Consider the following 13526-nt stretch of genomic DNA (forward strand, 5'->3'; position numbering starts at 1 on the left):
TACCTGCGCAAGCCTGGCTCGGGGCTGGCGTTAAGGGTGGCTTGCGCAGGTAAAACCGTAGCTACCGGCCATCGAGTTAGCGAACCTGAGGGGTTTCGCCGTTTTCTGAGACCATGGGCTTTTCGGCGTCCTGCCAGGCACCCATACCGCCGATGACGTTGACGGCGTCGAAGCCGTACTGGGTGAGGTAGGCAGCAGCGCGCAGGGAGCGGCCACCGGCGCGGCAGATAACGTAGACGTCCTCGTCGAGGGGAACTTCACCGTAGCGTTCGGGCACCTCGCCCAGGGGGATGTGCTGGGCGCCCTCGATGTGGCCTTCTACCCACTCGTAGTCCTCACGCACGTCAAGGATTTTGGCGTCTGCGGGAATTTCATCAACGGTTACCTGGCGTAAATCGTCGTTCATAAGGGTCTCCTTCACGATAAAAATATCTAAGTGCTGTCGCCACTAACTCTAATAGCCCGCAGCCTAAACCTAAAGAAACGTGACTGACGGGTTTAACTAAGCCAGCTGAGAAGAGTATCGTTACCTACCGAACAGATACCGTGCACACACGGTTTTCCTATCTATATAAGCGAGTCGATATGTCTACTCTGCCCGCGGCAACACCGCCGAACCCAGCAGACGCATCAAGCAAAAACCGGGGGTTCTTTGGCCACCCCCGCATGCTAGCTAACCTTTTCTCGGTAGAGCTCTGGGAGCGTTTCTCCTTCTACGGCATGCAGGTCATCATGCTCTACTACCTCTACTGGGAGGCTGACCGTGGCGGTCTAGGTCTACTCAGTGAGGCCTCAGCAGCAGGCGTTATGGGTGCCTATGGTGGCATGGTCTACCTTATGGCTGTGGTGGGCGGCTTCCTCGGTGACCGTGTGCTCGGCCCCGAGCGTACCCTCTACTACTCAGCCTGGGCTATCATGGCAGGTCATATCGCTCTGGCGATTCTGCCCGGTGCTGCCGGTGTTATTGCGGGTCTGGTTCTAGTTGCTATTGGCTCTGGCGGCCTTAAGACCAACGCTTCTGTGCTCGTCGGATCGCTCTACAGCAAGACCGACCCCCGCCGAGACGGTGGCTTCACCATCTTCTACATCGGCGTGAATATTGGTGCCCTTCTCGGCCCCATGCTCACCGGCATTCTGCGTGAAAACTACGGCTTCCACGTTGGCTTCGGCCTGGCTGCTCTGGGTATGGCTGCTGGCCTCATCCAGTACTCGCTCACCCGTAAGAACCTACCGGCGTCCGTCCACCAGCTCTCCCAGCCCCTAACCGCCAGCGAGAAGCGTACCTACTCCCTTGCAGCGGTAGCTATCGTTGCTGTTATCCTCGTTCTGGTTTTCACCGGTCTCATCAACCCCGCTAACCTGGCTACCTGGGTTATGTGCACCGTGGCTGTGTGCGCAGCTTTGCTTTTCTATACCCTGCTGACCTCCAAGCTCACTACTTCTGAAGAGCACTCCCGCGTGGTCTCCTTCATTCCTATGTTCATCGGTAACGTAGCTTTCTGGGCCCTCTTCCAGCAGCAGTTCACCGTGCTGGCAGTCTACTCAGAGTCACGTATCAACTGGAATATCTTGGGTCTGCAGCTTACTCCCGAGTTCATGAACTCCATCAACCCGGTGTTCATCATTATCTTCGGTGCTGTTTTCACGGCCATGTGGACTAAGCTCGGTGATCGTCAGCCCACGACCCCGGTCAAATTTGCTATCGCTCTTATTCTCATTGGTATCGCCTTCCTCATCTTCCTGACCCAGGCGGGCAACACTAACGTGAATTTCATGTGGATTGTGCTGATTCTCTTTATCTGCACCATGGGCGAGCTCTCTATCTCACCGGTAGGGTCTTCTCTAGCAACTAAGCTGGCTCCCGAGAAGCATCGTGTAGCAATGGTAGCGCTCTATTTCACCTCCATCTCCCTGGGTACTGTACTGGCCGGCTGGCTGGGTCAGTTCTACTCACTCGAGACCGAGGTCGCCTACTTCACCACGCTGGGTGTTGTAACCATCGGTATCGGTGTGGCTCTCTGGGCTCTAAACGGCTGGATTGTCAAAAAGATGGCAGGCATCCGCTAAGCCCTATCCCCCTGCCCTTTACGTTTTCACAAAGGAGCCACCACCGTGCGCAGGCTCAGCAGATTCTTGCATATATGCACGCTGAAGTTTAAATATGCCAAGCCACAGGAGTATTGTTGAGGCTGGCTTCAGAAGCAGCATCACCTGAACCGCACCATCATTGGCACTTTTTCGGAAACGAGTTGATCTTGTCCTCACATAAAGCAGAGGCGCCAGCCCCCACTGGGTCTTCCAGCCCCGTCCGCGAATTTACCCTTCGCGCCGTCATCCTCGGTGGTCTCATCACCCTGGTCTTCACCGCCGCGAACGTCTACCTGGGCCTCAAAGTTGGCCTCACCTTCGCGACCTCTATCCCCGCAGCCGTGATTTCCATGGCGATTCTGCGCAACTTCAAGAACCACTCCATCATGGAGAACAACATTGTGCAGACCATCGCTTCAGCAGCGGGTACCCTCTCTGCAATTATCTTTGTGCTGCCCGGCCTGGTCATGATTGGTTGGTGGGCAGGTTTCCCCTACTGGACCACCGCTTTTGTCTGCGCTATCGGCGGCGTCCTGGGTGTTACCTACTCCATCCCCCTGCGCCGTGCGCTGGTCACCGGCTCAGACCTGCCCTTCCCCGAAGGTGTTGCAGCGGCTGAGGTGCTCAAGGTCGGTAACGACCAGGGTTTTGCAGAAGAAAACCAGAAGGGCCTGCGCATGATTGTGTGGGGTTCACTGGCATCTGCTGGCTTCGCCATCCTGACCTCGCTGAAGGCGGTAGCAGGCGGCTTCACCCAGTTCTTCCGCCTCGGCGCGGGTGGCACCATGGTCAGCACCTCCTTCTCCCTGGCTCTGATCGGCGTTGGCCACCTGGTTGGCCTGGCCGTCGGTATCTCAATGATCGTTGGCCTGCTCATCTCCTACGGCGTGCTGCTACCCATGCGCACCTCAGGCCTGCTGCCGGCGTCCGGCGATATCTCAGACGTCGTCTCCTCAACCTTCTCCCAGGACGTCCGCTTCATCGGCGCGGGCACCATGGCAGTTGCAGCGGTGTGGACCCTCGTCAAAATCATCGGCCCCATCATCAAGGGCATCAAGGACTCCCTGGTAGCTTCCCGCGCCCGCCAGGCTGGCCAGACCGTTGACATCACCGAGCGCGATATCCCCTTCTCCACCGTCGCCGGCGTAACCATCGGCGCCATGATCCCGGTCGGCCTGCTGCTCTGGCTCTTCGTCAAAGACACCGCCATTGCCCACCACACCGGAACCCTCATCGTCCTCTCCATCGTCTACGTCCTGCTTGTGGGCCTGATTGTAGCTTCTATCTGCGGCTACATGGCAGGTCTGATCGGCGCATCGAACTCCCCCATTTCAGGTGTGGGCATCATCGTCGTCCTGTCTGCGGCCCTGCTCATCAAGACCGTCATCGGCAACGACGCAGACACCGCCTCCTTGGTCGCCTACACCCTCTTCACCGCTGCCGTGGTTTTCGGTATTGCCACGATTTCTAACGACAACCTGCAAGACCTCAAGACCGGCCAGCTCGTTGGCGCTACTCCCTGGAAGCAGCAGGTTGCCCTGATTGTCGGTGTTCTCTTCGGCTCTGCCATCATCCCGCCCGTTCTGCAGCTGCTCCTGACCGGTTTCGGTTTCGCAGGCTCCCCCGGCGCTGGTGAGGAGGCCCTTTCGGCCCCTCAGGCTGCCCTGCTCTCCAGTGTGGCTCAGGGCATCTTCGGCAACTCCCTCAACTGGGAACTGCTGGGCCTCGGCGCCATTATCGGCGTGGTTATTATTGCCATCAACGAGGTTCTGACCGCTACCACCAAGGGTAAGTACTCCTTGCCTGCCCTCGCTGTCGGTATGGGCATGTACCTGCCTATCGCCCTGACCCTCATCATTCCCGTCGGCGCCCTGCTGGGCTTCCTCTACAACCGCTGGGCCGCCAAGCAGCGCAACGCTGAGGGTGCCGAGCGCATGGGCGTGCTGGTAGCAACCGGCATGATTGTGGGCGAGTCGCTGTGGGGCGTGGTCAACGCCGGTATTATCGCGGCGGCGGGCAACCCCGATATCCTGGGTGTCTTCAGTGACCAGTGGGTCGAGGGCGGCGGCTACTACCTGGCCCCGGTCGTCTTCATCCTGGTTATTTGGGCCCTCTACCGCAAGGCAAAGAAGGACGCCGTAACCTCCTAACCTTCTGCCCTTCCCCACTTCTTCTGAAAGGGGACCGCAGAACCAAAAAAGGACCGCATATTTCGCGGTCCTTTTTTGGTTCTGCGGTCCCCTTGCGGGTAGGGGCGGACGGACGCCCGCAGGTTAGGTTCGCTAGTTCCCCTCCACCTCATCGACCAGGGCGCGCAGGTCGTCGTGGCGCAGGTCGTCCTTGCGGAAGTGCTTGTTACGGTAGCCGGAGCGGCCCATCATGTGCCCTGAGATGGGGATGGTGAGCATCTGCAGAAGCAGGATAACCAGCAGTACGGGCAGAAGCGCCAGGGAACGGAAGTGGAAAGCCACGGCCAGCAGCATGAGAATCATGCCGAAAACCTGGGGTTTAGTGCCCGAGTGCAGGCGGGTGAGCAGGTCGGGGAAGCGCACCAGGCCAATAGCAGCACCCAGCGACATGAAGGCACCCAGAATCATGCAGATGATGGTCAGGGCATCGAAAACGGTATCAAGATTCACGGTTTACTCCCCCAGGTCCTTGCTCGCCCGCACGGGGTGGGCACCCCCGTGCCCCTGCTTATCGGTGTCTTCTGCCAGTTCTCCGGGGGCGTACTTGCTGCCCTTCTTGCGGGAGCTGCGGCGGGGGCGTCCTTCATGTAAACGGGAAACCGGGGTGCTCTCGTCCGCCTTGGAGTTATCGGCGAAGCGGGCCACGGTCACCGACCCCACGAAGCCGATCATGGCGAGGGCCACCAGCAGAATCAGGAAGAACTGGCTGTCGGTATAAATCATGAGCACGCAGAGCGCGGCCGTGAGAATTGAGAGCAGCACGTCGCTGGCGAGCACGCGGTCCAGCAGGGCGGGGCCCTTCCAGATGCGGTAGACGGTGCCCCAGGTGGCTAGGGTGAGAATCAGGCCGGTGGCCCAGATAGCCCAGGTCATGCGTGCTCCTTTCGGCTGGCTGTGCGGTCGGCTTCTTCGTCCTGTTTGAGAGCTTCGTACTCTTCGCGGCTACCGGCGGCCTTGATGATGAGGTCTTCGAAGTAGGCCACCTGGCGGGTGAAACGCTCGATTTCTTCGGGAGTGGAGGTGTTGAGCACGTGGAAGTAGAGCACCGACAGGGAACGGTCCACTTCAACCACCACGGAGCCGGGAATCAGCGACATGGTGTGCGAAACGGCGGTCAGCAGCAGGTCGGAGTGGGTGCGCAGCTGCACGGCGACCACCGAGTTGCGCAGGGGCGGGCGGAAGGTCATGGCCAGCCACATCACCTCAATTGAAGCCTTGGCGATATTCCAGAAGAGTTCCACCACAAAACGCGCCGCGTAGAAGATGTTGAAGCGGTTCGACAGGTAGAGGGTTGGCAGCCGGAAGACCGACATGGTCAGGGCCGCCAGCACCGCGCCGAAGGCGATGAAACGCAGGGAGAAGTCCTGCCAGAGGGCGCACCAGACAAAGACCAGCCAGAGGAAGGGCGGGATAGCGTGAATCAGGCTCTCGTGTGAGAGGTTGGGCTTTTTCACTGGTTCACCTCCTGGGAGTTGTTATCGACGATTTGCTGTTCGAGGTACTCGGCCCGGCTGGGGGCGTCGGGGCCAAAGACCGAGCTGATGTAGACGTCGGGGTTGAAGAGGTTGTCGGAGGCGTTATCTGCCAGCTGGAAGAGGGGGCCTGAGAAGAGGGTGATCAGCACACCCACCACGACCAGGGAGACGGTGGAGGCCATCATGGACGCCGGAATCGGCTTGGTCTCGTAATGGGCGGGGTCGTCGGAGTGCTCGGCCATGACCAGTTCGGGGGTGGGCTCTTCGGCTTCCTTGGCGGGGCGCCAGAAGGCCTTGTTCCAGACACGGGCCAGGGCCAGCAGGGTCAGCAGGGAGACCAGGACGCCCACGCCCGCGTTGATGTAGGCCAGGGCGCTACCGTTCTCTACGGACGCCTCGATAAAGCCGACCTTACCGATAAAGCCGGAGAAGGGCGGGATACCGCCGAGGTTGATGGCGGGAATGAAGTAGAGCAGGGCCAGGACGGGGGCAGTCTTCATCAGGCCGCCCAAACGGCGCACGTTGGTCGAACCGGCCCGGCGTTCTACGAGGCCAACCACCATGAAGAGGCCGGTCTGAATCACGATGTGGTGGGCGATGTAGAAGACCACGGTAGTAAGACCCAGCTCGTTACCCAGCGAGATACCCCAGATCATGTAGCCGATGTGGCTAATCAGAATAAAGGAGAGCAGACGCTTGATATCGCCCTGGGCCAGGGCACCTAAGATACCCACGAACAGGGTCAAACCTGCCACGACTCCCAGAAGTGTATCCAGGCGTCCTTCGGGGAAAAGCAGGGTTTCGGTACGGATAATCGCATACACGCCCACCTTGGTCAGCAGACCCGCGAACACGGCAGTCACGGGCGCCGGGGCTGTGGGGTAGGAGTCAGGTAGCCAGAGGGAGAGAGGGAAGACCGCAGCCTTGATGCCGAAAGCAATCAGCAGCATAAGGTGCAGCTGCATCTGGGTACCCTCGGGCAGGGTGCCCAGCTTCAGCGACAGGTCGGCCATGTTGATAGTGCCCACCGAGGCGTAAACAAAGCCGATGGCGGTGAGGAAGAGCATGGACGAGACAACCGAAACCACCACGTAGGTCACGCCCGCACGAATACGCGGGGTGTTGGCGTTCATGGTAATCAGCACGTAGGAGGCCATGAGCAGAATCTCGAAGCCCACGTAGAGGTTGAAGAGGTCGCCCGCCAAGAAGGCGTTCGACACACCCGCCAGCAGCAGCAGGTAGGTGGGGTAGAAAACCGAGATGGGTACCTCGTCGTCCTCGTCCTGCAGGTTCTGACCGGTGGCAAAGACCAGCACCGCCAGCGAGATGGTAGACGAGACCACTAGCATAAGCGCCGAGAGCTGGTCTACCACCATAGTGATACCGAAGGGGGCCTCCCAGCCTGCCAGGTACACGGTCTGGGGCGCAGCGTCCCAGACCGAAGCCAGGAGCAGGGCCTCAAAAACCAGGGTAATAGCTACCGCGGCGAAGGCGATGACGCGCTGCACGCTGTCCTTCTTCGAGATGAAGGTAATGGCGGCGGCCAGGAAGAGAATGATGATGCAGAGGGGGGCGAGCTGGGCAATATCCACGGGCTAGTCCCCCTTCTTTGACACGGTCTGCTGGGCGCTTGTCTGACTGATTTTCTTCTTCTCTTCTGCTTCGTTGAATGCTTTTTCGCGGGTCGCTTCGTCAGCGTCGAACTCCGAGGCATCGAACTCGGCGGCGGCGTCCTCTTCCTTATCGAAAGCGTCCTGCTCCGCCACGCGAATATCTTCGGCGTCGTCGGTGATTTCGTCGGCCTTAGACAGCAGCCAGGAACGGTAGATAATACCCAGAATCAGGGCGGTTACCGCGCAAGAAATGACGATAGCAGTCAGAATCAGGGCCTGTGGGAGCGGGTCGGAGTAATCTTCTGCGGCAATGTCCTTGCTGTAGAAGGGAGCCAGGCCGGCAGGGCCGCCCGCGTGCAGGATCAGGATGTTGGTCGCGTTGGTCATGAGCATCAGGCCCAGGAGCACGCGGGTCATGGAGCGGTCGAGAATCAGGTAGACCCCCACGGCGTAGAGCACGCCCATGACCAGGATTAGACTGAGGTCGATAATCATGGTTTATGCCTTTCGTGCCTTGTCGCGGGCTTGCTTCTCTTTCTTGCGGCGCTCAGCTACCAGCTTGAGGTCAATGCGCTCACCCAGGCTACGCAGGATATCGAGCACCAGGCCGATCACCAGCAGGTAGACGCCGATATCGAAGATAGTGGCGGTGACGAAGTGGACGTCACCAAAGACCGGCAGCCAGAAGTCCAGCACGTAGCTGGAGAAGATGGGGTCGCCCCACAGGGCCGGGGCCAGAGCGTACAGGGTGGCAATGCCCAGACCAGCACCCAGGAAGGTGCCGGCGGAGAAGGGGGACGCCGCCCGCAGCTCCGCGCCGCCACCGGCCAGGTAGCGCACGGCGAAGGCCAGGCCCACCATCAGGCCACCTGCAAAGCCGCCGCCGGGCAGGTTGTGGCCGGCAATCAGCATGTAGAAGGAGACGATGATGAGGGTGTGGAAGAGCAGGCGGGTCATAACCTCCAGCAGAATCGAGCGGGATTCCGGGGGCAGGGTACGGCCTGCCACGATGAAGGGGTCGCGCTCAACCGAGGAGAACTGGCCTGCCACGCGCTGGGCCACAGTAATCTGGGTACGCTTGGCGAAGGAGCTCTCGATTTTCTTCATGGCCTGGGTGTCGAGCCTGCGCGCGGACGCCGAGTCGGCGCGTCCTTCGATAAAGAGCAGGGAGGCAACGCCGGTAGCTGCCAGGGCCAGCACCGAGATTTCGCCGAAGGTGTCCCAGCCACGCATATCGACCAGGGTCACGTTGACCACGTTGTAGCCGTGGCCAATTTCGTAGGCCAGGCGGGGCATCTCAAGCGAGATGGGGTCGAGGGAGCGGGACGAGAAGGTGAACATGGCCAGAGCCATCATGAGGGCCGAGAAGCCCAGGGCGATGATAACGCGCAGGGTCTTGTGGGCGCCGTCCTTACCATCCTTGGAGCGGATGCGGGGAATCTGGCGGGGTAGCACGCGCATAGCCAGCACGAAGGCCACCAGCACGATGGTTTCAACCAGCAGCTGGGTGGTCGCCAGGTCGGGGGCGCTGCGCAGGGCGAAGAGAATAGCCATGCCGTAGCCGGTCACCGAGACCATCATGATGGCCAAGAAGCGCTTGCGCACGAAGACCACGACCAGGGCCGCCACGATCATGACGATGGCAATCGACCACTGGGCCGGGGACTCCGAGACACGCACGTTAGCCAGCGGCGGGGTTTCGTTGACGAAGAGGGCAGCGAAGGGAACCACCACAGCGGTAATCAGAATGACGCCCAGGTAGAAGCCCAGGGAGCCTCGCTGGGTCATACCGGTGACCCACACGGCCAGGCGGTCGAGCCCGTCAATCACGTCGCGGTAGACGATAGAGGCGCTGGGGGCCGAGGGAAGAATGCCCTGTAGCTCTTCAATCTGCTTGCGGAAGATAAAGAGCAGGGTACCGATGGCCATGATGACCAGGGAGGTCAGCAGGGCCGGGGTGACGCCGTGCCACAGGGCCAGGTGCAGTTCAAGTTCGGCTGCAGTTTCGGGGAAGGCCTTGAGGAAAGGTTTGACAAAGAGGTGCACCGGCTCAGGGTAGAGGCCGTAGACGATAGTTAGGACGGTCAGTACCGCCGGGGCAAAGAGGAAGGTAAAGGAGACCGGGTGGAAGGCCGTATCGGGGCTGAGCTTCTGGCCGCGGCGGTTGCGGGCAAGGGCCCGGGTGTTGATATCGATATCTCCGTTATCGACCTCTTCGAAGTCGGCGATGCCCTTTTCTACGCGGCAGTACTTGACGCCTTCCTTGTGCATGTAGGCGTAGGGCTTGATGGCGAAGGCACCCCAGACAAAGCGGGCTGAGTAGGCGAAAGTAAGGATAGAGCCCAGGACGATGGCGATCAGGGTGGTTGCCCCCTGCCAGCCGGTGGTGTGGGAGAGGTAGGTTTCGAGTACCGCTTCCTTGGCCACAAAGCCGGCCAGGGGCGGAATACCCGCCATGGAGGCCGCTGAGATGGTGGCGACGGTAGCCAGCTTAGGGGCGCGGCGGTAGATACCCGAGAGCTTGTGGATGTCGCGGGTACCGGACTGGTGGTCGATAATACCGACCGAGAGGAAGAGGGTCGCCTTGAACAGGGAGTGAGCCACCATGAGCGCCATAGCCGCGTAGATGGCGTCCGGAGTTCCCCCCGAGATCACCAGGGCCAGGAAGCCCAGCTGCGAGACGGTACCGTAGGCCAGAATCAGCTTGAGGTCGGTCTGCTTGAGAGCGGCCCAGCCGCCGAACACCATGGTGAAGGCGCCGAAGATAATCAGGACGTTCTGCCAGATTGCCACCTCGCCGTAGCCGGGAGCCAGGCGCAGCAGGATGTAGATACCGGCTTTAACCATCGCCGCCGCGTGCAGATAGGCAGAGACCGGAGTGGGGGCGGCCATAGCGCCGGGTAGCCAGAAGTGCAGGGGGAAGATTGCTGATTTGGAGAGGGCACCGCAGAGAATCAGCACGAGGGCGGCAGAGAGCATGCCCATGGTCAGGGGGCCGTGGCCCTCCTGGGCGGCGGCGAGGACGCTCGGGCCCCGCTCCACGAGTTCGGCCAGAGAGTAGGTACCCAGGCTGTAGCCCAGCATGACGATACCGACCAGCATGGCCAGGCCACCAGCGGTAGTGACCGTGAGGGCCTGCAGGGCGGAACGGCGGGCTGAAAGGCGGTGGCGGGAATAGCCGATAAGCAGGTAGGAGAGAATGGTGGTGATTTCCCAGAAGATGAACATGAGGATGAAGTCATCTGCGGTAATCAGACCAAACATGGCACCGGCAAAGCCGAAGAGGTAGGCCGCGAACTGGCCGTTATCGCCGGTGGAGTGCTTGAAGTAGCTGGCGCAGTAGAAGAGCACCAGGGAACCTACGCCCAGAACCAGCAGGCTCATGACCCACGAGAGGGTGTCCATGCGGAAGGTGAGCGCCATGTCCAGCTCGGGAATCCACTGGTAGCTCTCGCTCCAGGGGGTGCCACCGAGAATCTGGCCGGTTTTGGTCAGCACCAGGGCGAGCACGGCAGCTGGAATCGCGGCCAGCAGGTAGAAGGTTGAGGTGCCCATGCGGCGGTAAAGCCAGGGGGTCACTATGGACACAAGCAGGAAAAGCGCAAGAACTGTGGTCACGTATCGGCCCTTAGGGTCGGCGGCGGTGGGAGCCGTCACCCGCGGGGCAAGGACGGCAAGACTCTCTCCTTTAAAGAGTAGGCATACTTAGTTTACCTGTCGATGACCCCGGTCTCATAGAGCCTGTAATATTTCATTTATTTCTGTGCGGTTCGCACGGTGCAAACCCTGATACATATTTTTGAGTTGGTCTGCGCTACGCAGAATCTCAGCCAACATCACACATACCCGCTGAAACCACAGCCGTCCGCTCACCTCTTCCACGGCGTAAAATAAGGACGATTTACCCACACACTGCGAAAGCATCTCATGTCTAACGGTTCCCAGCCCAAAAAGGGCTCCCAGCTCGGCCTCGCCTGGTCCCTGCACGGCGACGGCAAGAACATCACCCCGGGCGGGGTCGTCCGCCCCCTCGAACGCCTCACCTGGGGCCGCACCATCGGTATCGGCGCGCAGCACGTCGTTGCTATGTTCGGTGCGACCTTCCTGGTGCCCCTGCTGACCGGCTTCCCACCGGCCACCACCCTTTTCTTCTCGGGTATCGGCACCATGCTCTTCCTGCTCATCACCGCAGGACGCGTGCCCTCCTACCTGGGTTCGTCCTTCGCCTTCATCGCACCCCTGGCAGCGGCCACCAACCAGTACGGACCCGGCGGCGCCCTGGGCGGTATCGTCATGGCAGGTGTCTCCCTGTTCATTGTTGGCCTGATTGTTCAGGTCGCCGGAACCGGCTGGCTAACCAAGCTCATGCCCCCGGTCGTCACCGGCTCCATCGTGGCGCTGATTGGCTTCAACCTGGCACCGTCCGCCAAGAACAACTTCATGGAAGCGCCCGTGACCGCCCTGGTAACGCTGAGCTCCATCATCCTGATTTCAGTGCTCTTCAAGGGCATGATTGGCCGCCTGTCGATTCTGTTGGGCGTCGTCATTGGCTACATCACCGCCGTGCTGCGTGGTGAGGTTGACTTCACCACCATCGAAAAGACCTGGGCCGAGCAGGGCCTGATTGGCTTGCCCCACTTCCAGCACCCCGAATTTCACTGGAACCTGGCCGGCCTCTTCATTCCCGTCATTCTGGTGCTGGTTGCTGAGAACATCGGTCACGTGAAGTCCGTTGCCCTCATGACCGGGGATAATCTCGACAAGTACTCCGGCCGCGCCCTCATGGCGGACGGCCTTGCCACCACCCTAGCCGGTACTGGCGGCGGTTCGGGTACCACCACCTACGCCGAAAACATCGGTGTTATGGCGGCAACCAAGGTCTACTCCACCGCCGCTTACTGGGTTGCTGCGATTTTCGCCGTCCTGCTCTCGATTTTCCCGGTCTTTGGTGCGGCCGTGGCGTCTGTGCCTGCCGGTGTGCTGGGCGGCGCTGCCACCGTGCTGTACGGCATGATTGGCATGCTGGGTGTGCGTATCTGGGTTGAGAACCGCGTGGACTTCTCAAACCAGGTCAACCTGACCGCCGCGTCCGTGGCCCTGATTGTGGGTATCGCTGACTACACCTGGGATATTGGCGACCTGCAGTTCGCCGGTATTGCTCTGGGTACTGCCGCGACCCTGGTGGTCTACCACCTGATGGCGGCACTCAATAAGGCGTCGAAGGCCCATCCGGAGCCGCTGACCCCGACCGAGGCTAAGGGCGACGTGCACTAGCCCTTCAACCGGCAGTAGGTACCATCTGAGTCAGAAAAACCCACCTAGTTGGTGGGTTTTTCTAGTTTAAATGGTACCTACTGGGAGGAGGCGAGGACGCCCGCGAGCAGGTCGGTGCGGTTAGTGACGATTCCGTTGACCCCCAGGGCGATAAGTTCCCGCATAGTGCGTTCATCGTCGATCGTCCACACGTGTACCTCCACCCCGGCCCGACGGGCGGCAGCTACCAGCTTGCGGTCAACAATGCGCAGGTGGCGGCCCGCCACCCGATGATAAGCCGGCACCTGAACCGCATCGAAGGGAAGCATGAATCTGCGAGTTATCGGCCTCAAAAAACTCCACAAGCTAGGGTGTATGCGCGATAGGGCATAGAAAAAAGTGAAGGCCGACTGCGAGGCACTCAGGGGAATCTGCACCCCTAGATTCTGGGCCGCCCGGTGCGCCTGCCGCAGGCGGCGCTCCGAAAAGGACGCCAGTCGCACCCGCTCTACCGCCCCGGCAGCTACCAGCACCCGCGCAACCTCGGCCGCCGAACCGGCGTCCTTAAGGTCAATATTGAAACGAGTCTCGGGGAAGGCCTCGAGCATGTCGCGCAGGCGGGGAATCTGACCTCCGTCCACCAGGTCCAGGTCACGCAGCTGATCCCAGGTCATCTCAGCCACCCGGCCCGGGCGGCCCACCAAACGATTGAGGGTGGGGTCGTGAAAAACCAGTACCTGGCCGTCAGCGGTGGTGTTCACGTCGGTTTCGAGCCAGTGGGCCCCAGCATCGAGGGCGCAACGGAAAGCTCCCTCGGTGTTTTCAGCCTGGTCTATAGCAAGCCCTCTGTGGGCATAAATCTGGGTGTGATCAGGCGAAGACGATGAAAATGCGTGTGAAGGCATAAG

Annotated in this window: 11 protein-coding genes; 3 read left to right on the forward strand and 8 right to left on the reverse strand. The window is 60.5% G+C overall.

Annotated features, from left to right (window positions below; translation table 11 throughout):
- Positions 1–76 precede the first annotated feature (76 nt).
- Positions 77–406, reverse strand: coding sequence for a rhodanese-like domain-containing protein (locus ACFP6B_RS00885; RefSeq protein ID WP_377125582.1), 330 nt, complete (start codon positions 404–406; stop codon positions 77–79).
- 179 nt (positions 407–585) lie between these two features.
- Between ACFP6B_RS00885 and ACFP6B_RS00890 the strand changes: the two genes are divergently transcribed.
- Together ACFP6B_RS00890 and ACFP6B_RS00895 are read left to right on the forward strand one after the other, a co-directional pair.
- Positions 586–2067 (forward strand): peptide MFS transporter, encoded by a 1482-nt coding sequence (locus ACFP6B_RS00890; protein ID WP_377125585.1) that lies wholly within the window; start codon positions 586–588, stop codon positions 2065–2067.
- Between the two features lie 188 nt (positions 2068–2255).
- Complete coding sequence (locus ACFP6B_RS00895) at positions 2256–4238, forward strand: OPT family oligopeptide transporter (RefSeq protein ID WP_377125588.1); 1983 nt, start codon at positions 2256–2258, stop codon at positions 4236–4238.
- A 132-nt stretch (positions 4239–4370) separates the two neighbouring features.
- Here ACFP6B_RS00895 and mnhG read toward each other — a convergent pair whose 3' ends face one another.
- Genes mnhG through ACFP6B_RS00925 form a run of 6 tightly spaced genes read right to left on the reverse strand, consistent with a single transcriptional unit; the run spans position 4371 to position 10983 of the window.
- Positions 4371–4727: a monovalent cation/H(+) antiporter subunit G gene (mnhG, locus tag ACFP6B_RS00900; RefSeq protein WP_135012247.1), complete on the reverse strand. Its 357-nt coding sequence runs from the start codon at positions 4725–4727 to the stop codon at positions 4371–4373.
- 3 nt (positions 4728–4730) lie between these two features.
- Positions 4731–5150 (reverse strand): monovalent cation/H+ antiporter complex subunit F, encoded by a 420-nt coding sequence (locus tag ACFP6B_RS00905; protein WP_377125591.1) that lies wholly within the window; start codon positions 5148–5150, stop codon positions 4731–4733.
- Positions 5147–5731: a Na+/H+ antiporter subunit E gene (locus tag ACFP6B_RS00910; RefSeq protein ID WP_377125594.1), complete on the reverse strand. Its 585-nt coding sequence runs from the start codon at positions 5729–5731 to the stop codon at positions 5147–5149. The genes ACFP6B_RS00905 and ACFP6B_RS00910 overlap by 4 nt, the downstream gene beginning before the upstream one ends.
- A complete protein-coding gene (locus tag ACFP6B_RS00915; protein WP_377125597.1) occupies positions 5728–7344 on the reverse strand; it encodes a Na+/H+ antiporter subunit D in 1617 nt (538 codons plus the stop codon). Before ACFP6B_RS00915 ends, ACFP6B_RS00910 begins: the two co-directional genes overlap by 4 nt.
- Positions 7345–7347: 3 nt before the next feature.
- A complete protein-coding gene (locus ACFP6B_RS00920) occupies positions 7348–7860 on the reverse strand; it encodes a Na(+)/H(+) antiporter subunit C (RefSeq protein ID WP_237206033.1) in 513 nt (170 codons plus the stop codon).
- Between the two features lie 3 nt (positions 7861–7863).
- Positions 7864–10983 (reverse strand): Na+/H+ antiporter subunit A, encoded by a 3120-nt coding sequence (locus ACFP6B_RS00925; protein ID WP_377125600.1) that lies wholly within the window; start codon positions 10981–10983, stop codon positions 7864–7866.
- 309 nt (positions 10984–11292) lie between these two features.
- On the opposite strand from ACFP6B_RS00925, the gene ACFP6B_RS00930 reads away from it, so the two are divergent.
- Entirely contained in the window at positions 11293–12639 is a 1347-nt protein-coding gene (locus ACFP6B_RS00930; RefSeq protein ID WP_377125603.1) for a uracil-xanthine permease family protein, read from the forward strand.
- 77 nt (positions 12640–12716) lie between these two features.
- Here ACFP6B_RS00930 and ACFP6B_RS00935 read toward each other — a convergent pair whose 3' ends face one another.
- A complete protein-coding gene (locus ACFP6B_RS00935) occupies positions 12717–13523 on the reverse strand; it encodes a glycerophosphodiester phosphodiesterase (protein ID WP_377125606.1) in 807 nt (268 codons plus the stop codon).
- Between the last annotated feature and the right edge of the window lie 3 nt (positions 13524–13526).

Source organism: Rothia nasimurium (assembly GCF_042660305.1).
In the GTDB taxonomy this organism is placed as follows: Bacteria; Actinomycetota; Actinomycetes; order Actinomycetales; family Micrococcaceae; genus Rothia; species Rothia nasimurium.